The organism is Reyranella soli, assembly GCF_007992495.1.
GTDB lineage: Bacteria > Pseudomonadota > Alphaproteobacteria > Reyranellales > Reyranellaceae > Reyranella > Reyranella soli.
The window spans coordinates 1-18,846 of record NZ_BKAJ01000194.1 but is presented as its reverse complement, the minus strand read 5'-3'; the positions used below and the strand labels follow the sequence as shown (position 1 = coordinate 18,846).

The following is an 18,846-nucleotide window of genomic DNA, read 5'->3' as shown; positions in this document are numbered from 1 at the left end:
AGACACCGGCCGACCTGCAAAAATATGCATAAAATGCAGAAATCACGAGCGGGATGACGACAGTGCATGCACCCTCCGGCAACGCCGAGAGGCGCCTGCACCCCACTGACGGCGTGAAAGGCCGTGGACTTAGCTGAGCAGCGGCAAGCTGATCGTGGCTTGCAGGCCCTTGGCGCGATTGCTGAGGACGACGTCGCCGCCGTGATGACGCGCGATGGCCCGGGCAATGGACAGACCCAGCCCGACGCCGCCGGTCTCGCGATTGCGCGAATCCTCCAGGCGATAGAACGGCGCGAAGACTTGCTCCATGACCTCATCCGGAATGCCTGGCCCATCGTCTTCAACGACGATGTCGATGCTGTTCGCCGTCCGCGCGACCGACACGCGTGCACGTTCACCATAGCGGACGGCATTTTCGATCAGGTTGCGGATGGCGCGGCGCAGGGCATCCGGCCTGCACCGGTAGTTGATCGCCGCCCCTTCAATGAAGGTGACGTTGCGGCCGAGCTCGGCCAGGTCGTCGCAGAGGCTTTCCACCAGGGCTGGTAGATCGACTGTGCGGGTGGCTTCGGCCGTGGCCTCTTCTCGCACGAAGGCGAGCGTGGCTTCCGTCATCGTCTGGATCTCGCCGATGGTCTTCAGCATCTTCTCCTGGACATCGGAGTCGGTGACGAACTCGGCGCGCAATCGCAACGAGGTGAGCGGCGTCCGGATATCGTGGCTGATTGCCGCCAGCATGCGTGTTCGATCCTGGACGAAGCGTTCCAGGCGCTCCTGCATGCGATTGAAGGCTTCGGCCGTCTGCCGGATGTCGTCCGGTCCCGATTCGGGCAGCGGCTTGATGGATTCGCCGCGACCGAGCGCCTCCGCCGCAACGGCAAGACGGCGCATCGGTCTTGCAATGCTGCGGGCGACGAAGATCGCGATCAGCGACAGGATCACAGCCGATATGGCGAGCGAGATTGCCGTCTGCGATGTCCATATGGAGTTGGGAATCGACTTGGAATAGGCCGCGTTGAGCCAGGCGCCCGACTCGAGGCGGACCGCGATCCCCATGCCTTTGGATTCGTCGAGATAGAGGAACTTCGCGGGCCGCGAGAGGGGCCAGGCGTGCGCCGGCAGCGTCGCCCATGTCAGGTGCGCCATCGCGGCGGCGGCGGCGACGATGCTGCCCGAAGGATAGGAGGGTTGCGACGCCTGCCGCTCCAGTCGGCGCTGGCCATATACCGATTGCGACAGCGTCGGCAGCGGCTGGGCGAGCACGGTCCACGCCTCGTGCCGCCAGGCCGTGCTGTCGACGGGTTCGTCGCGAGAGATCCAGAACCGGGTGTACGCCGTGTTGCTGGCATTCAGGATGTCGTTCTCGAGCGTCGACGGCGTCGTCTCGAGCAGTTGGGCGAGCGACGCGGTTCGAACGAGGAACTCGCTCTTGGCGGCGAGGTAAAGGGCCCGGCCGCGTTCGTCCCACGAGATCATGAATCCGATGACCTGCGAGACCCCCAGGGCGAGCAGCATCGCGACAATGATCTGCGCAGCGAGGCTACGTGCCCAAAGCCGCCTCATGCCTCCTCCACCTCGGCGGTGAAGCTGTAGCCGCCACCCCAGTGGGTCTTGATCAGTATGGGAGTCTTCGGGTCGAGCTCGATCTTCTTGCGCAGTCGGCTGACCTGATTGTCGATGCTGCGGTCGAAGGCCTCGGCCGCGCGGCCGGCAGTGAGGTCGAGCAACTGGTCGCGGGTCAGCACCAGGCCGGCATGGTCGAGGAAAGCCTTGAGCAGGCGAAACTCGGCCGTGCTCAAGGGCACACCGACGCCTTGCGAATTCACCAGTTCGCGCCGTCCCACGTTGAGATGCCAGCGATCGAAGCGGATCGCCTTGGCCTTCAACTTGTCGCGCTGCGGCGGCAGGCTGTTCACGCGCCGCAGCACCGCCTTGATGCGCGCCAGGAGTTCACGCGGGTTGAACGGCTTGGTCAGATAGTCGTCGGCACCGATCTCGAGGCCGATGATCCGCTCGGTTTCCTCGGCCATGGCCGTCAGGAAGATGATGGGCAGGTTCGTCGTGCTGCGCAGATGGCGACAGACGGAAATGCCATCCTCGCCCGGCATCATGATGTCGAGGACGACGAGATCGGGGGCGCTGCGCTCCAGGAGCCGGCGCAAGGCGGCGCCGTTCTCGGCGACGCTTACGCGATAGCCGTGCTGGCTCAGGTACTTGCTGACGAGATCGCGGATGTCGCGATGATCGTCGACCAGGGCAATGTGCGGTGCGGGTTCCATGGCGTCGTCCAACCGACCAGTGAATTACTGCAACGTGCAGAAAGCTGCCCCAAGAAAAGTTTATCAGAATGTGTCGGCGGCCGGTTCTGGGACACTCAGTGACTCAAAACACCGCTGGCGGACAGACCCCTGCGACAGATGCCTCCCATATTGGGGCTACCAGATCGAAAACCAGGGGCCGAACATGATGCACGGACAACCTTGAGCCATCGCACCGCGTTCACGATGCCACCGGCGTCCGACAGATCGAACCTGCTCTACGGCTGGCCGCAGATGGAGCCGGCGTTTGGCGTGGTGCTCTTTGCCGACATCGTCGGATTCACCACCCTGTCCGAAGAGATCGACCCGGCCGAGGTCTTTGCCCTGCTGTCCGGCTTTCATCGGGAAATGGCCAAGCAGATTGCCGGTCACGGCGCGACCCTCGACGACTATGTCGGCGACGGCGCGGTGGCGATGTGGATTGCTGCCGATCCGGAAGTGTCCCTCCTGCAGGATGCGATCTCCTGCGGCTTTGCCATGCGCGCCGCCATGGAAAGCTGGAATCGCGAGCGTCCCGCCGCGTTGCCTGCGGCGCGTATCGGTGTCGGAATGCATGCCGGTCCGCTGGTCGTCGGTGCCACCGGGCTGCCGGGGCGCAGCAAGCTCGGCGCCTTCGGCGACACGGTGAATGTCGCCAATCGGATCGAGCGGATGACCCGCACTCTCGGTACCGACCTCGTCGTTTCTGACGATCTCTTCCGGATGCTGGCGGCGGAAGAGCCGGCCGATGAACGGCTTTGCTCGTTCCCGCACGTGCTGACCGCTCGCCTGCCCGGTCGAGGCCGTCCGATCAGGCTTCGTCCTGCTCTAGCCGTACGCTGAGATGTATCAAAGTGTGCGGCCGGGTCGGCACGTTACAAGTGGCGACAAAATTCACGATTGATCGGTAAAATTCTGCGACAACCCAATGCGAGTATCCGGCCCTGCGCACTCGAATTGCAGCATCACACATCTGTGAAATCCGTGCGATCACTGGCCGGCCGCGGGGCGGTCGGCTAGGTTCGTGACATAACCCCAAACGACGGGAGACCGGGATGGCTGTCATCAACGTCAATGGCAAGGCCCTGAACCACAATGCCGACCCGCGCACGCCGCTTCTGTGGGTCTTGCGCGAGCAGCTCGGCCTCACCGGGACCAAGTACGGCTGCGGCATCGCCCAATGCGGCGCCTGCACCGTGATGATCGACGGCGTGGCGACGCGCTCTTGCCAGGTGCCAGTGAATTCGGTCGGCGCCAAGAAGGTCACGACCATCGAAGGCCTGGCAGCCAACGGCACGCTGAACAAGATCCAGGCGGCCTGGGTGGCGGCCGATGTACCCCAGTGCGGCTACTGCCAGAGCGGCATGGTGATGGCGGCTACGGCGCTGCTCGCCGCCAAGCCCAACCCGACCGACGCCGACATCGACGCGGCCATGACCAACATCTGCCGCTGCGGCACCTACGTGCAGGTGCGCGAAGCGATCCACGCCGCGTCCAAGGCCTAAAGGGAGGGTTCGATCATGACGATTCAGACCCGAGTCGGCCGGCGTAACTTCCTGGCCAGCAGTGCAGTGGTCGCCGGCGGCTTCTCGCTCGGCTTCTCCTTTCCCTTCCAGGCGTCGGCGCAGTCGCCCGTCAAGGAACTCAACGCCTGGGTCGTGATCCAGCCCGACGACAAGGTGGTGATCCGCGTCGCCCGCTCCGAAATGGGCCAGGGCACGCTCACCGGCCTCTGCCAGCTGGTCGCCGAGGAGCTCGAGTGCGACTGGAGCAAGGTCACCTGGGAATATCCGACCCCTGGCGAGAACCTGAAGCGTAACCGCGTCTGGAAGAACTTCTCGACCGGTGGCAGCCGCGGCATCCGCGAGAGCAACCAGTATGTCCGCGAAGGCGGCGCCATGGCGCGCGAGATGTTGCTCGCGGCAGCCGCCGCCGAGTGGAAGGTGCCGGCGGGCGAGCTCAAGGTCGACAAGGGCGTCATCACCCACAGCTCGGGCAAGAAGACGACCTACGGCGCCGTCGCCGCGGCCGCCGCCCAGCTCGAGCCGCCCAAGGAGGTCAAGCTCAAGGACCCCAAGGATTGGAAGATCGCCGGCAAGCCCCTGAAGCGGCTCGATACGGTCGACAAGGTCACGGGCAAGCAGCTTTACGGCATCGACTTCACCATGCCTGGCATGCTGGTCGCGTCCGTCCGTGCCTGCCCGGTGATCGGCGGCAAGCTCAAGAGCTTCGACGCGGCCAAGGTCGAGAAGATGCCCGGCGTGAAGAAGGTCGTGGCGATCGATGGCAACGCCGTCGTGGTGGTTGCCGACACTTACTGGAACGCGCGCACCGCGCTCGCCGCGCTGCCGGCCGAGTGGGATGTCGGCAAGTTGGGCGAGGTCCAGACCGAGACCATCACGGCCATGCTGAAGGAAGGCCTCGACGCCAACGAGGCTTTCGTCGGCAACAAGGTCGGCGATGCCAAGGCAGCGATCGACGGTGCCGCCAAGAAGGTCACGGCGACCTACAGCTTCCCCTACCAGCACCATGTCACCATGGAGCCGATGAACGCCACGGCGCGGGTCACGGCCGACAAGTGCGAGGTGTGGTGCGGCACACAGAACGGCGAGGCGGCTCTTGCCGCCGCGTCGGAGGCCTGCGGCCTGCCGGTGGCGCAGTGCGAGGTCTACAAGATGCTGCTGGGCGGTGGCTTCGGCCGGCGTGGCCGCGCCGACTACGTTCGCCAGGCCGTCCTGGTCGCCAAGGAGATGCCCGGCACGCCGGTCAAGCTGATCTGGTCGCGTGAAGAGGACATGACGCACTGCCAGTATCACCCGACCACGATGTGCAAACTGACAGGCGGTCTCGATGCCCAGGGCAACCTGGTCGGCCTGCAGATGCGCATCTCGGGCCAATCGATCCTGGCCTCGCTGCTGCCGCAGAACCTCGTGAACGGCATGGACCCCGCGACCTTCCAGGGCGTGATGGCCCAGGGTCCCGAGGCGACCTACGGCTACAACGTGCCCAACCTGCTGATCGACCACGCCATGCGCAATCCGCACATCACGGCGGGCTTCTGGCGCGGCGTGAACGTCAATCAGAATGCCGTCTACATGGAATGCTTCATGGACGAGTTGGCGCAGGCAGCTGGCCAGGATCCGCTGGCGTTCCGGCTGAAGCTCCTGAAGCCCAAGTGGGCGGCCGTTCTGCAGGCCGCGGCCGACAAGGCGGGCTACGGCAAGCCGCTGCCGGCCGGCCACTTCCACGGCATTGCCCAGGTCATGGGCTACGGCAGTTACGTCGCCGGCGTCGCCGAAGTGTCGGTGAGCGACGACGGGGCGCTCAAGATCCACAAGATCACCGCGGCCACCAATCCGGGCCACGTGGTCAATCCGGCGCAGATCGAACGTCAGGTTTCGGGCTCGTTCGTCTATGGCCTGTCGGCGATGCTCTACGGCGAAATCACCGTCAAGGACGGCGCCGTCGAGCAGACCAACTTCGACAGCTACAACGTCATGCGCATGGACGAGATGCCCAAGGTCGAGACTGTCCTGGTCCCGACGCACGATTTCTGGGGCGGCGTCGGTGAGCCCACCATCGCGGTGGCGGCACCGGCGGTGCTGAACGGTATCGCCAAGGCGACGGGCAAGCGCGTGCGCGACCTGCCGCTGATGCATGCCGACCTGAAGAAGGCTTCATGAAGCATCGCCTGCTGTTACCGGCGCTGGCCAGCGTGTTGTCACTGGCCAGTGTCGTGGCAGGGGGGGCGGTCCGGGCGGCGGACACGGCTCCGCCCGGCGCCAGCTCGTGCACGGGCTGCCACGCGGCGCAGCGGATTCCGGATTCGGTCATTCCGCGCATCGCCGGCCGCAAGGCGTCCGACATCGTCCAGTTCATGCGCGAGTATCGCAGCGGCGCCTGGCCGTCGACCGTCATGGGCCGTATCGCCAAGGGCTTCGACGATCAGCAGATCGACGCCATCGCGGCATGGTTCGCCGCTCAGCCGGAGTAGGCCATGGCGACACGGCGCACCTTCCTGAAGCTCACCGCCGCTGCGGCCAGCCTGGCAACGCCGTCGATCGCCTCGGCGCAGGCCAGCGGCCGTGTCGTCGTCGCGGGTGGCGGCTTCGGCGGCGCCACGGCGGCGCGCACGTTGAAGGCGCTCGAGCCCAAGCTCGATGTCACTCTGGTCGAACCCAACGCCACCTTCACGGCCTGTCCGTTCAGCAACAACGTGCTGGCGGACCTGCGCGAGATTTCTCAGCAGCAGTTCGGCTACGACGGGGTGAAGAAGGCCGGCGTGACGCTGGCGCAGACGTCGGCGACGGCCGTCGACGCTTCGGCGAAGACGGTGACGCTGGCCGACGGCAACAAGCTCTCCTACGACCGGCTGGTGATGTCGCCGGGCATCGACATCAACTGGGGCGCGTTGCCGGGTTACGACGAAGCGGCCGCCGAGAAGATGCCGCATGCCTGGAAAGCCGGTGCACAGACCGTCCTGCTGCGCCAGCAATTGCAGGCGATGGACGATGGCGGCCTGGTGGTGATCTCCTCGCCGGCCAATCCCTTCCGCTGCCCGCCGGGCCCGTACGAACGGGCCAGCCTGATCGCCTATTGGCTGAAGATCTGGAAGCCCAAGTCCAAGCTGCTGATCCTCGATTCCAAGGACACCTTCTCCAAGCAGCGGCTGTTCCAGAACGGCTGGGCAGAGCTCTATCAGGGGATGATCGAATGGGTGCCGCTCAGCCAGGGCGGCAAGGTGACCTCGGTCGATCCCTCGACGCTCACCTTCGTCACCGACTTCGCGCGTCACAAGGCCGCCGTCGGCAACGTCATCCCGCCACAGAAGGCCGGCACGATCGCCCAGCAGGCGGGTGTCGCCGATCGCACCGGCTGGTGCCCGGTCGAGCCGGTCGCCTTCGAATCGACGCTTCGGCCCGGTATCCACGTCATTGGCGATTCGGCCATCATGGGCGGGATGCCCAAGTCGGCCTTCGCTGCCAATGCCCAGGCCAAAGTCTGCGCGGCGGCCATTGTCGAGCTGCTGGCCGGGCGCAAGCCTGTCGATCCGATCCTGATCAACACCTGCTACAGCCTGGTGGCGGCCGACTACGGCATCTCGGTTGCCGGCGTCTATCGCCCCGACAAGGGCGTGCTGACAGACATTCCCGGCGCCGGCGGCACCAGCCCGCTGGAGGTCGTGGGCGGCTTCCGTGGCCAGGAAGCGCTCTATGCCTCGAGCTGGTTCAAGACCATCACGACCGAGGTCTTCGGCTGATCATGCGGCGTGCGGGCCTGCTCGCCGCGACCGCCATGGCTCTGCTCCCCGCAGCCCAGGCGCAGGAGCCGCGGTACACCGTCGTGGGTGACGCCATCCCCAAGCCGCTTGCCGACAAGCCGGGCGACGCCGCGCGCGGCCGCGCCATCGTCGCCAACCGCAGCGTCGGTCTTTGCCTGCTCTGTCACAGCGGGCCGATCCCCGAGGAACGCTTCCAGGGCACTCTGGCGCCCAGCCTGGCGGGGGCGGGCGGGCGTTGGTCGGTGGCCCAGCTGCGGCTGCGCATCGTCGACGGCTCGCGTCTCAATCCCGACACGATCATGCCGCCCTATTATCGGACGACAGGCCTGCAGCGTGTCGCCAAGTCCTTCGAGGGCAAGACCATCTTGACGGCCGAGCAGATCGAGGATGTCGTGGCCTATCTCGCGACCCTGAAGGAGTAGTCATGGCCGGGACGACGAGACGGACTTTCATTGCGGGCGCCGCCCTGGTCAGTGTGCTGCCGCTAGCATCAGCGCGCGCCACGCCGGAAGCGATGGCGGCCGCCATCAAGGAAGTCGTCGGCGACAACGCGATCCGCGAAGGCCGCGTGACGCTCGACGTACCGCCCCTGGTCGAGAACGGCAATGCCGTGCCGCTCACCGTCTCGGTCGAAAGTCCGATGACCGAGGCCGACCACGTCAAGGCGATCCACGTCTTCAACGAGAAGAACCCGCAGCCGCATGTCTTCGATGCCAGGCTCTCGCCGAAGAACGGCAAGGCGATGATCGCCACGCGCATCAAGCTCGGCGATTCGCAGAAGATCGTGGCCATCGCCGAGACCAGCAAGGGTGAGTTCTTCAGCGCCAGCGCCGACGTGATCGTCACGCTCGCCGCCTGCCTGGAGGACCTGACATGACCAACGTCCTCATCAACGCGCCCAAGACCGCCAAGAAGGGCGAGGTCATCGAGCTCAAGGCGCTGATCATGCATACGATGGAGACGGGCTTCCGGCCCGGCACCAACGGCCGCATCATCCCGCGCAACATCATCGAGCGTTTCACGGCGAGCTGGAACGGCAGTGAGATCTTCCGCATGGATTTCTCGCCGGCGATCGCGGCCAATCCGTTCGTGTCGTTCTTCGCCGTGGCGAGCGAGAGCGGCAAGATCACCTTCCGCTGGACCGGCGATGAAGGCTTCGCCGCCGAAGAGTCCGTCGCCATTGACGTTGCCTGACCTGCTGGGCCGGCGCGCGGTCCTGGCCCTGTTGCCGGTCGTCTTCGCCGCGTCCTTTGCTCTGGCGCAAGCAGGCGCCGACAAGCGCCGCTCGGGCTACCAGGACATGGGCGCGGCGCTGCAGAAGATGCAGGACGACGACACGGCCAATCCCGGCATGCTGTTCGTCCAGCTTGGCCGCCAGCTCTGGGCCAAGCCCGTCGGTGCCGCCAACAAGTCATGTGCCGACTGTCATGCCCTGGCGGACATGAAAGGCGTCGCGGTGCGCTATCCCGCCATGCCCAAGGACGGCGACAAGCCGATCGACCTCGAAGGCCGCATCAGGCTTTGCCGCACCGCTCATCAGCAGGCCGAGCCGCTGGCGCCGGAGAGCCAGGACCTGCTGGCGCTGATGGCAGTCGTCGCCAATCAATCACGCGGCATGTCGATCGCCCCCTCCAACGATCCCCGGCTGGTGCCGTTCCGCGAGCAAGGAGCGGCGATCTACCAACGCCGCCAGGGCCAGCTCAATCTCTCCTGCGCCATCTGCCACGACGACAACGCCGGCAAGAAGCTCGCTGGCGTCACCATCCCCGAGGCCCATCCTACCGGCTATCCTCTCTACCGCCTGGAATGGCAGGCCCTGGGGTCGCTGAAGCGGCGCCTGCGCAATTGCTTGGTCGGCATCCGGGCTGAAGCCTACCCCTACGACTCCGTCGACTATGTCGCCCTCGAGATTTACCTGATGGACCGCGCCAAGGGCATGGTATTCGAGTCTCCGGGGGTAAGGCCTTGAACCGGTAGTGGCAGTCGCAATGCCTCGTCGTTTGCCGAGACGCTCGGTACTGGCCGGTCTGACGATGGCCGGTGCGTCGACCGGCGAGCTTGCCGCGCAGTCTACCGGCTTGAAGTTCGGCACCGGCGGCGAAGGCGGCGGCTTCGTCGTCTATGCCGGTGCCTTCGTCGACGCCGTCAAGTGGGCCAATCCCTCGGTCGGGATAAAGCCCGTGCCGACCCGCGGCAGCGTTGAGAACGTGCCGATGCTGCAGGAGGGCAAGCTCGATATCGGCCTGGTGTTCGGCGAGGTGGCGCAGCAGCTCTTCAATTCCAAGCAGGGCCCGCCGACCCAGCTCAAGGTGATCTGCACCGTGTATGCGAGCCCCGGCATGTTCGTCGTGCGCGCCGACAGCCGCTATCGCACCATCGAGGATCTCAAGGGCCGGCCGGTCGTCTGGAACTCCAAGGAGGGCGCGCTGGCGCTGCAGGCGCGCTACGTCCTGGACGCGTTGGGTCTCGATCCCGACAAGGACTTCGAGCCCATCTATACCGATCGCATGACCGACGGGCCGGCGATGCTGATGGAAGGCCGGGCTTCGGCGTTGTGGGGCTCCGGCAACCGCTGGCCGGGCTTCATCAAGGTCGCGAGCGACCCGCGCGGCGCGCGCTTCATCACGCCCGACAAGGACCAGATCGACCGCATCGTCCACAAGCACAGCTTCATGCGGCGCATCGCGATCCCGCCCGGGCGCTATCCTGGGCAGTCCGATGCGCTGCTGACGGTCGGCTCGTGGAGCTATGTCCTGGCGCGTCCCTTTCTCGACGATTCGGTGGGCTATGCGCTCGCTGCGGCGCTGCACAAGGTCGAAAAGGCAGGCAGCCTGTTCGGCGGCCAGCTCGCCGAAAGCACCGTCAAGAACACGCTGGTCTCGCTGCCGCGGCTCGACGCGCTGCAGGGTGGCGCCGAGCTCTACTACCGGGAGATCGGCGCGATCAGGTAGTCCGGAAGAATTTTCTTTTTCGTGCCTGTGCCGAAGGCGGATCTGCTACGCCGCGGCCGCTATTCGACCGCCCGTTTCATTGCCCCCGGGAGCGGCCTGCACCTACAGTCGAGGCATGTTGAGCCTTGCCAACCAGTTCGTTGCCCGCGCCACCCGCCTGTTCCTCGCCGCTACCGGCGAGCCCGCGCTGTGGACCGTCTCGGCCCATGGTCGCGTCGTAGGCTCCCTGGTGTGTCAAAACGGCGCCTGGCGGCTGTCCTGGTTCAACGACGCCGACCGCCGGCTCACCAGCTACGCCGGGCCGCTCGGCGGCGACGTCGAAGCCCTGGCGGAGAGCCTGAGCACGCGGCTGGGCGCCCCGGTGCGCCTGGAATCGCAGCCGGTCTAGAACCGCACAGTTGAGATTTCCCAAACAACGACCGACAGTGCTGCGTTAGCGCCGCCTCGGCGCGCGACGGCTGTCCTCACGGGTGACTGATCCATGGATGCGATCGACAGGAAGATCGTGGCCCTCCTGCAGGAGGATGCCAGCCTCTCATTGGCGCAGATCGCGCATCGCGTCGGCCTGTCGCAAAGCCCGTGCTGGAAGCGCATCCAGCGCCTGGAGAAGGCCGGCATCATCCTGCGCCGCGTCGCGCTGATCTCGCCGGAATCGATCGGCATGGGGCTGACGGTGTTCGTCTCGATCGAGACGGGCGATCACTCCTCGGCATGGATCGGCAAGTTCGCCCAGCTCGTGACGGCGATGCCCGAGGTCATGGAATTCCATCGCATGGCCGGCGACATCGACTACATGCTGCGCGTCGCCGTGCCCGACATGCAGGCCTACGATGCCTTCTACAAGAAGCTCATAGACACCATGCCGCTCAAGAACGTGACCTCGCGCTTCTCGATGGAGCGTATCAAGTCGACGACCGCCTATCCGATCGCCGCGGATATCAAGCCGGTGAAGAAGCGGTAGCTTCTTGCCGGACCGCGGGCCTGGAGGCCGGCGGTCCGGGAAGATTATGAGCGCAACGTATCGAACAGCCTCTTCGCCGGCCGCGACAGGCGCCGCGAATCGCGGACGCAGAGCATGAGCTCGCGGTTGGCCCACGGCTCGGCGATGCGGACGATGGCAAGCGGCAGGCCGCGGCGCTGCCGGCGTGCCGCTGCTTCCGGCACGATGGCGACACCGACACCCGCAGCCACCATGGAGCAGACGGCGTCCAGGCTGCTCACCCTGACGCGCAGTTTCCGCATGCGGCCAAGCCGGGCCGCCTGCATCGCCAGGTGCCCATCGAGCGCCGTGCCGCGCGGCAGGCCGACGAAATCGAGGTCGAGCAGTTCGGCAAAGCCCGTCTGCCGCCGCCGCGCCAGCCTGTGCCCGGCGGGTGTGATCAGCACCAATCGGTCGGGCCGGAACGGATGGCTTTCCAGGCCGCCGACAAGGGCGGCCTGCGAGGCGATACCGATGTCGGCATCGCCGGCGGCGATGGCGGCGGCGATCGCCGGGCTCTCGCGATCCTCCAGGTCGAGGTCGATCGTGGGATTGGCCGCCAAAAAGTCCGCCAGCATCTTCGGCAGGTGTTCCGACAGCGCGGCGGTATTGGCCAACACCCGCACGCTGCCCTTCAGCCCGCGCGAATAGGCCGAAAGCTCACCGCGCATGGTGTCGACCTGCTGCAGCACGATGCGGGCATGGTCGAGCAGGTTGCGGCCGGCATCGGTGAGCCGTACGCCGCGCCGCCCGCGCTGCAGCAGCGGCACGGCGAGCATCTCCTCCATGCCGCGGATGCGGGCACTCGCCGAGGCCAGGGCGAGGTGCGCGCGCTCGGCCCCGCCTGTGATGCTGCCGGTTTCGGCGACGTGGCGGAACAGGCGGAGGTCGGTGAGGTCAAAGCGCATGCTCTAGCCTATGTCTGATCCGAAGGCAGAGTCCATATTCTCCGCATTGTCGTCGTGCCATCGCCGGCTGATGGTGCGCCATGGCGCTGTCGTCCCTGATCCTGGTTTGCCTGGTGTTCGTCCTGGCCGGCTTCACCAAGGGCATCATCGGGCTCGGCCTGCCCACCATCGCCATGGGGCTGCTGGCGGTCGTCCTGCCGCCGGCCGAGGCGGCGGCGCTGCTGGTCCTGCCGTCCCTGGTCACCAACGTCTGGCAGATGGTGGATGGCCCGCATCTTCGCCGTCTGCTGCGCCGGCTGTGGCCGCTGAACGTCGGTGTCTGCCTCGGGACCTGGCTCGGCGCGGCCCTGCTGGCCGGCATCGGCGGCCGTCATGGCGGGCTGGCGCTCGGCCTGTCGCTGGTAGCCTACGCTCTCTCCGGCCTGGCTGCGTTGCGCCTGGTCGTGCCGCGCGCCGCCGAGCCCGTCTTGGGTCCCGTCACGGGCGCGGTGACAGGCGGTATTACGGCGGCTACCGGCGTGTTCGTCGTTCCGGCGGTCCCCTACCTGCAGGCCATCGGTTTGCAGAAGGACGAACTGGTCCAGGCGCTCGGCCTCTCCTTCACAGTTTCGACCGTGGCGCTGGCGGTTGCATTGGCCGGCGCCGACGCCTTCGCGCCCGGCCTCGTCCTCCCGTCGCTGCTGGCCGTGGTCGTTTCCCTGGCCGGCATGCGGCTTGGCCAAGCGGTGCGCGCCAGGCTGCAGCCGCGGGCCTTCCGGTTGTGCTTCTTCGTGGGGCTTCTGGCGCTCGGCGCCTATCTCGCACTGCGTGGTCTCGGCTGAGCGGCTGATGGACGGTCGGCAGCGAGGGCGGTACCGTTCGGCAACCGCCATCGCTCCGGAGCGTTCCCATGACCGTGCATGCCCTCAAGAAGCCGAACGTCGCCAACCTACGCTCGAAGGTCTCTCCTGAGGAGTGGCAGGCACGCGTGGATTGCGCCGCGGCCTACCGGCTGATCGATCTCTATGGAATGTCGGACCTGATCGCCAACCACATCTCGATGCGCGTGCCGGGCGAGCCCGACGCCTTCCTGATCAATGCCTACGGCCTGCTCTACGAGGAGATCACCGCCTCGAGTCTGATCAAGATCGACCACGAGGGTAACGTGCTCGCCCAGCCGGATTTCGGCGAGCTCAAGTATGGCGTCAATCGCGCTGGCTTCGTGATTCATAGCGCCATCCACATGGCCAAGCCCGACGTGAACTGCATCATCCATACCCACACCTGGGCGGGCATGGCGGTGTCGACCATGGAGTGCGGCCTGCTGCCCAACACCCAGACGTCGATGCGCTTCGCCAAGATCAGCTACCATGACTTCGACGGCGTGGTGATCGATACCGCCGCGCGTGAGGCGCTGGCCAAGGATCTCGGCGACAACAACGCCCTGATCCTGCGCAATCACGGCCTGCTGACCACCGGCGCAACCATTCCCGAGGCGTTCAACGCCATGCATCGGCTCGAGCTCAGCTGCAAGACGCAGATCGCGGCCATGTCGTGCAACACCCCGCTTATCAAGGTGCCGGACGACGTCGTCCAAGAGACCTACATGAATTTCCAGCCGCATGTCCGCCGCCCGTTCGGCGTAATGGACTGGCCGGCGCTGCTGCGGAAGCTTGACCGGATCGATCCGGGCTTCCGCGACTGATTGGAAACGCCGCAAAGCTCGCTACGCACCTTCGCCGCTCTTGCCGCGGGCTACTGGACGGCGCCCGGCCATAGGGTGATCGCCTGGACGCTGACCGCGGGCATGGTGCTGTTTGGCGCCATCAATGTCGCCGTCGCGCTCTGGCTCAACATCTGGAATCGCGACTTCTTCAATGCCCTGGAGAAGCGCGATACCTCGATGCTGGTCGAGCAGCTCTACATGCTGGCGGCGATCGTGGTGTCGGCGGGGGTGGCCGTCGCCATCCATCTGCATATCCGCCGCCGGCTGCAGATCAACTGGCGAGGCTGGCTGACCCAGGTCACGACGCGGCGCTGGCTGCATGCCGGCCGGCAGTACCAGCTCGGCCTGCTGGCCGACGAATTGGATAATCCCGACGGCCGCATCGCCGAGGATATCCGCGTCTCAACCGAGCTCGCCATCGAGTTCGCGCAGACGATCCTGCAGTGCATCCTGCAGCTCATCACCTTCCTGAGTGTGCTGTGGGTGCTGTCGGGTGAGTTGCCGATCACGATCGGCACGTACGAGTTCTCCCTGCCGGGCTACATGGTGTGGGCCGCCGTGCTCTACGCCCTGTTCGGCTCGATCCTGACCTATGCGCTGGGCCGCGGCCTGATCGAGGCCGGCAACGTGCGTCAGGGCCGCGAGGCCGACGTCCGCTCGGTGCTGATCCGCGCCCGCGAGAATGCCGAGGGCATCGCCTTGATGCGCGGCGAGCCCGACGAGCGTATGCGTCTGCACGGTGCCATGGGCGACCTGCGCCAGGCCTGGCACGCCCAGACGCGCGGGCAGGGCAGCCTTGCCCTGCTGACCAGCTCGCTCGCCTATCTGGCGCCTGTCGTGCCGCTGGTCGTGGCGCTGCCGCGCTATCTCGGCGGCGAGCTGCAGTTGGGTGGGCTGATGCAGACCGCCCAGGCCTTCTCCAACGTGCAATGGGCATTGTCGTGGCTGATCGACAACTTCCCGCGTTTCGCCGACTGGCGCGCCTCGGTCGATCGTGTTGTGCAGCTCCACACGGCATTGCACGATCTCGAGGATACGATCGAGACGCCTGACGGCGAGCATATCGAGGTGACGACGGGCGGTGCCGATCGCCTGGTGTTGCGCGAGGTCGGCCTGTCGCGGCCCGACGGCGAGGCCCTGGTGGCCGAGGCCGAGGTCGAGATCCAGCCCGGCGAGCGGGTGCTGATCCGCGGCCAGTCGGGCAGCGGCAAGAGCACCATCATGCGCGCAATCGCCGGTGTCTGGCCATGGGGGCGTGGTTCGGTCGAACTGCCCAAGGGGGCCATCGCCTTCATGCCGCAGAAGCCATATTTCCCGCTGGGCACGTTGCGCCAGGCCATGCTCTATCCAAAGAAGCCCGAGGATGTCGATGACGAAGAGCTGCGCGAGGCCCTGCACAAGGTCGGGCTCGATCACCTGCGCGGGCGCCTCGACGACGAGGAGCGCTGGGACCAGATCCTGTCGGGCGGCGAGCAGCAGCGCGTGGCCTTCGCGCGCGTGCTGATGCAGCGGCCGGCCTGGGTGTTCATGGACGAGGCGACGTCGGCGCTCGACGAGGCGGGCCAGGCCAACGTCATGAGGCTCCTGGCCGAGGACCTACCCGAGACCGCGGTGATCAGCATCGGCCATCGCCCGGGCCTCGAAGCCTTCCATACTCGCGAGCTGGTGCTGGAGCCAGGCGAGGACGGCGCGAACCTGCGCGCCCGCGCCGGCGAGCGCGGCCTGCGCGACATCTACCGCCGCATGTCGGCCGCCAGCCGCGCCGAGCCCGCGGGACCGGGCTTCTGGTCGTACTTCCGCAGGACCCTGACCGGGCGCTGAGTCAGGTATGCGGCAACACATCGCCCAGTGCGACGTTGCTCCCGCGTCCAACATCTCAGTCAGACCGCTCAAGTTCCTCTCCCCCCTAGGGCCCGCAGGGGGAGAGGCTAGGGGAGGGGGCAGCGACGGAGCCCGAAGGGGGATTGCCATGGCTATTTCCAAACGCGCCTTGACCTGGACGGCACTCACCGCGGCCACGGCGGCCGTGAGCTTTGCCATCGCCCACGCCCAGCAGCCGCCGCAGCAACAGCCGCCACCGCCGCGTGGGGCCACCAGCTACATGCCAGTCGACATCAAGGAGCCGTTTGCCACCACCATGCAGCGGATGAAGGCGGCGCAGCCCGCCGTCCAGAAGCGCCAAGCCGACCTTCTGGCCGAGCGCTACGACCTCGCCAACCGCGCCGCGGCGGGCGTGACCATGACACGCGGCAAGCCGGTCCAAGACGGGGTGCGCATAAAGCTGCCGGCCGGCACGAGCTGGGCGCAGCTCGCCGGCCTCGACAGCAACGACATCCGCGAACGCGGGCTGTTCCCGAAGGGCTTCCTGCCATTGCCGCATCCCAACCATCCCGAAGGCGGCATGCTGTTCCCCAAGTTCGCCATCGAGGAGATCAAGAAGCAGGAGGATCGCGACCTCACGCGGTTCGATCTCGAGTTCGACCTGCCCGATCACCTCCTGCCGGAGTTCCCGGCGCCGATGTTTTTGACGACGCGGCCCGACCTCGGCGACGTCTCGCAGGGCAAGCTGGTCACCATCGCCAACTTCTATGACTTGTTCAACGGCATCCTCAATCCCAAGCAGCTCGAAGGCCTGCGCCTGCTGCTGACGCCGTTCCCGCAGCAGCAGTTCAACCAGACCGAAGATCGCCGCAGCGAAAAATTCAGCCGAGGCGTCGCCTGTCTCGACTGCCATGCCAACGGACACACCAACGCCGCCACGCATCTGTCGGGCGATGTCCGCCCGCAGGAGCTGCGCCGGCGCATCGACACGCCGCCGCTGCGCGGCGTCAATATCCAGCGCCTGTTCGGCTCGCAGCGGGCGCTCAAGACGGTCGAAGATTTCACCGAATTCGAGCAGCGTGGCGCCTATTTCGACGGCGATCATGTGATCGCCGCCAAGAAGGGGGTGAACGTGCTGGAGCGCGGCAGCCAGGTGCATTTCATGGCCGAGTTCCAGGAGCTGCTCGACTTCCCGCCAGCGCCCAAGCTCGACCTTCTAGGCAAGCTCGATCCTTCGAAAGCCACGCCGGCGGAGCTGCGCGGCCAGGAGGTGTTCTTCGGCAAGGGCCAGTGCTCGGTCTGCCACGTGCCGCCGTTCTACACCGACAACCTGATGCACAATCTCCAGGTCGAGCGCTTCTTCAAGCCGCAGATGGTCAACGGCCGCTTCGCCACCACCGACGGCCCGATCAAGACCTTCCCCCTGCGCGGCATCAAGGACTCGCCGCCCTACCTGCATGACGGCCGTCTGCTGACGCTCGACGACACGGTCGAGTTCTTCAACCTGGTGCTGGGCACCAAGCTCAGCGACCAGGAGAAACAGGATCTGGTGCAGTTCCTGCGGACGCTGTAGGTGCTGTCCCGGAGCATCCGGGGGCAGCATGCAGTGCGAGACCGAGAAGGCCACGATCAACTACGAGGAGCACGGCGAGGGCCGGCCGATCCTGCTCCTGCACGGCTGGACGATGGATCGCCGGGTCGAGATCTTCGATTACGAGAAGATCTTCGCGACGCGGCCCGGCTGGCGGCGGATCTATCCCGACCTGCCGGGCATGGGCCGGTCGGTGGCAAAAGACAGCCTCAAGAGCCAGGACGACGTGCTGGACGCCCTGTTGGCCTTCGTCGACCAGGTACTGCCGGCCCGCTTCGTGCTGGCCGGTACCTCGCTCGGCGCCTATCTCGCGCGTGCCGTCGCGGCGCGTCGGCGGTCCAGGATTGCCGGCCTGCTGCTGCGCGTACCTTGCATCTTCGCCGAGGATGCGCGCCGAGCGCTGCCGCCGTTCCAGGCACTGGTGGCGGACGATGCCTTCATGGCCTCGCTCGATGCCGATGACCGCACGAACCTGGGCGATCTCCTGATCCAGACACCAGCCTATGCCGAGTCGCTGAAGCACAAGCGCGATGCGGTGGTGCAGCCGGCCATCCAGGCCACGGCGCCCATCGCCAACGAGATGCGCGCCGATCCCAAGCGCTACGGCTTTTCCTTCGATCTGGTCGAAGTCGAGAAGACATTCGAGGAGCCGACGCTGATCATCGCCGGCCGGCGCGACACCACCGTGGGCTACCGCGACGCCTGGAGCATCCTGGACAGCTACCCGCGCGCCACCTTCGTGGCGCTCGATCGCGCCGACCACGGCTGGCCGATGGAGACGCCCAATCTGTTGCCGGCCCTGATCGACGACTGGCTGGCGCGCATCGCGCTCGCCGAACGGAGGGCGTGACGTGGAGATGAGACAAGCCACGGCAGCGGACGCCGGCGCGATCCGCGAGCTGACGCGCACGGCCTACGCCAAGTGGGTGCCGCTGATCGGCCGCGAGCCCAAGCCCATGACGGCGAACTACGACGAAGCCGTCACCAGGCATCGCTTTGATCTTTTGTACGTCGACGAGACGCTCGCCGCCCTGATCGAGACGATTCGCGAGGCTGATCACCTGCTGGTCGAGAATGTCGCCGTCTCGCCCTCCTTCCAGGGCCGCGGGCTTGGCCGCAAGCTGATGGCGCACGCCGAGACATTGGCGCATGAGCTCGGCTTCGGCATGATCAGGCTCTATACCAACCAGCGTTTCGTCGAGAACATCGAGCTCTATCGCCGGCTCGGTTACCAGGTCGACCGCGAGGAAGTGGTCCCGGTCGGCGTCGTGACCCACATGAGCAAGCGCCTCTAGCTCTTGCGGGACCGCGGG

Annotated in this window: 21 protein-coding genes; 18 read left to right on the top strand and 3 right to left on the bottom strand. The window is 66.4% G+C overall.

Annotated features, from left to right (window positions below; translation table 11 throughout):
* Positions 1-129: 129 nt before the first annotated feature.
* Both RSO01_RS40750 and RSO01_RS40745 read right to left on the bottom strand, forming a co-directional pair.
* Positions 130-1,515 carry an ATP-binding protein gene (locus tag RSO01_RS40750; RefSeq protein WP_308933117.1) on the bottom strand — a complete coding sequence of 462 codons (1,386 nt, stop codon included), beginning with the start codon at positions 1,513-1,515 and terminating at the stop codon, positions 130-132.
* A gap of 44 nt (positions 1,516-1,559) precedes the next feature.
* A complete protein-coding gene (locus tag RSO01_RS40745; protein WP_147156330.1) occupies positions 1,560-2,279 on the bottom strand; it encodes a response regulator in 720 nt (239 codons plus the stop codon).
* A gap of 201 nt (positions 2,280-2,480) precedes the next feature.
* Here RSO01_RS40745 and RSO01_RS40740 point away from each other — a divergent pair, with 201 nt between their 5' ends.
* The 12 genes from RSO01_RS40740 to RSO01_RS40685 all read left to right on the top strand — a co-directional run bounded on the left by RSO01_RS40740 (position 2,481) and on the right by RSO01_RS40685 (position 11,490).
* Positions 2,481-3,140 carry an adenylate/guanylate cyclase domain-containing protein gene (locus RSO01_RS40740; protein WP_170303738.1) on the top strand — a complete coding sequence of 220 codons (660 nt, stop codon included), beginning with the start codon at positions 2,481-2,483 and terminating at the stop codon, positions 3,138-3,140.
* 212 nt (positions 3,141-3,352) lie between these two features.
* Complete coding sequence (locus RSO01_RS40735) at positions 3,353-3,802, top strand: (2Fe-2S)-binding protein (protein ID WP_147156328.1); 450 nt, start codon at positions 3,353-3,355, stop codon at positions 3,800-3,802.
* 15 nt (positions 3,803-3,817) lie between these two features.
* Positions 3,818-5,980, top strand: a complete 2,163-nt coding sequence (locus tag RSO01_RS40730) for a xanthine dehydrogenase family protein molybdopterin-binding subunit (protein ID WP_147156327.1) — start codon at positions 3,818-3,820, stop codon at positions 5,978-5,980.
* Positions 5,977-6,291: a c-type cytochrome gene (locus RSO01_RS40725; RefSeq protein ID WP_246159155.1), complete on the top strand. Its 315-nt coding sequence runs from the start codon at positions 5,977-5,979 to the stop codon at positions 6,289-6,291. Before RSO01_RS40730 ends, RSO01_RS40725 begins: the two co-directional genes overlap by 4 nt.
* Before the next feature lie 3 nt (positions 6,292-6,294).
* Positions 6,295-7,557 carry an NAD(P)/FAD-dependent oxidoreductase gene (locus tag RSO01_RS40720; protein ID WP_147156326.1) on the top strand — a complete coding sequence of 421 codons (1,263 nt, stop codon included), beginning with the start codon at positions 6,295-6,297 and terminating at the stop codon, positions 7,555-7,557.
* Positions 7,558-7,592: 35 nt separating this feature from the next.
* Complete coding sequence (gene soxX / locus RSO01_RS40715) at positions 7,593-8,000, top strand: sulfur oxidation c-type cytochrome SoxX (RefSeq protein WP_218037619.1); 408 nt, start codon at positions 7,593-7,595, stop codon at positions 7,998-8,000.
* Positions 8,001-8,002: 2 nt separating this feature from the next.
* On the top strand, positions 8,003-8,455 hold the full coding sequence (locus tag RSO01_RS40710) for a SoxY-related AACIE arm protein (protein ID WP_147156324.1): 453 nt from the start codon (positions 8,003-8,005) through the stop codon (positions 8,453-8,455).
* The gene (gene soxZ, locus RSO01_RS40705; RefSeq protein WP_147156323.1) at positions 8,452-8,772 is read left to right on the top strand and encodes a thiosulfate oxidation carrier complex protein SoxZ; all 321 of its coding nucleotides are present in this window, start codon (positions 8,452-8,454) and stop codon (positions 8,770-8,772) included. The genes RSO01_RS40710 and soxZ overlap by 4 nt, the downstream gene beginning before the upstream one ends.
* Positions 8,759-9,547 carry a sulfur oxidation c-type cytochrome SoxA gene (soxA, locus tag RSO01_RS40700; protein WP_246159154.1) on the top strand — a complete coding sequence of 263 codons (789 nt, stop codon included), beginning with the start codon at positions 8,759-8,761 and terminating at the stop codon, positions 9,545-9,547. The genes soxZ and soxA overlap by 14 nt, the downstream gene beginning before the upstream one ends.
* A 19-nt stretch (positions 9,548-9,566) precedes the next feature.
* Complete coding sequence (locus RSO01_RS40695; RefSeq protein WP_147156321.1) at positions 9,567-10,529, top strand: TAXI family TRAP transporter solute-binding subunit; 963 nt, start codon at positions 9,567-9,569, stop codon at positions 10,527-10,529.
* Between the two features lie 115 nt (positions 10,530-10,644).
* On the top strand, positions 10,645-10,917 hold the full coding sequence (locus RSO01_RS40690) for a hypothetical protein (RefSeq protein WP_147156320.1): 273 nt from the start codon (positions 10,645-10,647) through the stop codon (positions 10,915-10,917).
* A gap of 93 nt (positions 10,918-11,010) precedes the next feature.
* Positions 11,011-11,490, top strand: a complete 480-nt coding sequence (locus RSO01_RS40685) for an Lrp/AsnC family transcriptional regulator (RefSeq protein ID WP_147156319.1) — start codon at positions 11,011-11,013, stop codon at positions 11,488-11,490.
* 44 nt (positions 11,491-11,534) lie between these two features.
* On the opposite strand, the gene RSO01_RS40680 is transcribed toward RSO01_RS40685, so the two are convergent.
* Entirely contained in the window at positions 11,535-12,416 is an 882-nt protein-coding gene (locus RSO01_RS40680) for a LysR substrate-binding domain-containing protein (protein ID WP_147156318.1), read from the bottom strand.
* An 80-nt stretch (positions 12,417-12,496) separates the two neighbouring features.
* Here RSO01_RS40680 and RSO01_RS40675 point away from each other — a divergent pair, with 80 nt between their 5' ends.
* From RSO01_RS40675 to RSO01_RS40650, 6 genes are all read left to right on the top strand, one after another.
* A complete protein-coding gene (locus RSO01_RS40675; RefSeq protein WP_147156317.1) occupies positions 12,497-13,237 on the top strand; it encodes a sulfite exporter TauE/SafE family protein in 741 nt (246 codons plus the stop codon).
* Positions 13,238-13,305: 68 nt separating this feature from the next.
* Positions 13,306-14,100: a class II aldolase/adducin family protein gene (locus RSO01_RS40670; protein WP_147156316.1), complete on the top strand. Its 795-nt coding sequence runs from the start codon at positions 13,306-13,308 to the stop codon at positions 14,098-14,100.
* Entirely contained in the window at positions 14,101-15,942 is a 1,842-nt protein-coding gene (locus RSO01_RS40665) for an ABC transporter ATP-binding protein/permease (RefSeq protein ID WP_147156315.1), read from the top strand.
* 148 nt (positions 15,943-16,090) lie between these two features.
* Positions 16,091-17,515: a cytochrome B6 gene (locus tag RSO01_RS40660; protein ID WP_308933116.1), complete on the top strand. Its 1,425-nt coding sequence runs from the start codon at positions 16,091-16,093 to the stop codon at positions 17,513-17,515.
* Between the two features lie 28 nt (positions 17,516-17,543).
* Positions 17,544-18,383, top strand: a complete 840-nt coding sequence (locus tag RSO01_RS40655) for an alpha/beta fold hydrolase (protein ID WP_147156314.1) — start codon at positions 17,544-17,546, stop codon at positions 18,381-18,383.
* 7 nt (positions 18,384-18,390) lie between these two features.
* Entirely contained in the window at positions 18,391-18,828 is a 438-nt protein-coding gene (locus tag RSO01_RS40650) for a GNAT family N-acetyltransferase (RefSeq protein ID WP_147156332.1), read from the top strand.
* Positions 18,829-18,846: the final 18 nt, after the last annotated feature.

Excerpts from the sequence above, each read along its gene's own strand:
- RSO01_RS40670 (WP_147156316.1), top strand. The coding sequence starts at position 13,306 with ATGACCGTGCATGCCCTCAAGAAGCCGAACGTCGCCAACCTACGCTCG.
- RSO01_RS40720 (WP_147156326.1), top strand. The coding sequence starts at position 6,295 with ATGGCGACACGGCGCACCTTCCTGAAGCTCACCGCCGCTGCGGCCAGC.
- RSO01_RS40695 (WP_147156321.1), top strand. The coding sequence starts at position 9,567 with ATGCCTCGTCGTTTGCCGAGACGCTCGGTACTGGCCGGTCTGACGATG.
- RSO01_RS40690 (WP_147156320.1), top strand. The coding sequence starts at position 10,645 with ATGTTGAGCCTTGCCAACCAGTTCGTTGCCCGCGCCACCCGCCTGTTC.
- RSO01_RS40730 (WP_147156327.1), top strand. The coding sequence starts at position 3,818 with ATGACGATTCAGACCCGAGTCGGCCGGCGTAACTTCCTGGCCAGCAGT.
- RSO01_RS40745 (WP_147156330.1), bottom strand. The coding sequence starts at position 2,279 with ATGGAACCCGCACCGCACATTGCCCTGGTCGACGATCATCGCGACATC.
- RSO01_RS40675 (WP_147156317.1), top strand. The coding sequence starts at position 12,497 with ATGGCGCTGTCGTCCCTGATCCTGGTTTGCCTGGTGTTCGTCCTGGCC.
- RSO01_RS40655 (WP_147156314.1), top strand. The coding sequence starts at position 17,544 with ATGCAGTGCGAGACCGAGAAGGCCACGATCAACTACGAGGAGCACGGC.
- soxX (WP_218037619.1), top strand. The coding sequence starts at position 7,593 with ATGGCTCTGCTCCCCGCAGCCCAGGCGCAGGAGCCGCGGTACACCGTC.
- RSO01_RS40650 (WP_147156332.1), top strand. The coding sequence starts at position 18,391 with ATGAGACAAGCCACGGCAGCGGACGCCGGCGCGATCCGCGAGCTGACG.
- soxZ (WP_147156323.1), top strand. The coding sequence starts at position 8,452 with ATGACCAACGTCCTCATCAACGCGCCCAAGACCGCCAAGAAGGGCGAG.
- RSO01_RS40735 (WP_147156328.1), top strand. The coding sequence starts at position 3,353 with ATGGCTGTCATCAACGTCAATGGCAAGGCCCTGAACCACAATGCCGAC.
- RSO01_RS40750 (WP_308933117.1), bottom strand. The coding sequence starts at position 1,515 with ATGCTGCTCGCCCTGGGGGTCTCGCAGGTCATCGGATTCATGATCTCG.
- RSO01_RS40680 (WP_147156318.1), bottom strand. The coding sequence starts at position 12,416 with ATGCGCTTTGACCTCACCGACCTCCGCCTGTTCCGCCACGTCGCCGAA.
- RSO01_RS40685 (WP_147156319.1), top strand. The coding sequence starts at position 11,011 with ATGGATGCGATCGACAGGAAGATCGTGGCCCTCCTGCAGGAGGATGCC.
- RSO01_RS40725 (WP_246159155.1), top strand. The coding sequence starts at position 5,977 with ATGAAGCATCGCCTGCTGTTACCGGCGCTGGCCAGCGTGTTGTCACTG.
- RSO01_RS40660 (WP_308933116.1), top strand. The coding sequence starts at position 16,091 with ATGGCTATTTCCAAACGCGCCTTGACCTGGACGGCACTCACCGCGGCC.
- RSO01_RS40710 (WP_147156324.1), top strand. The coding sequence starts at position 8,003 with ATGGCCGGGACGACGAGACGGACTTTCATTGCGGGCGCCGCCCTGGTC.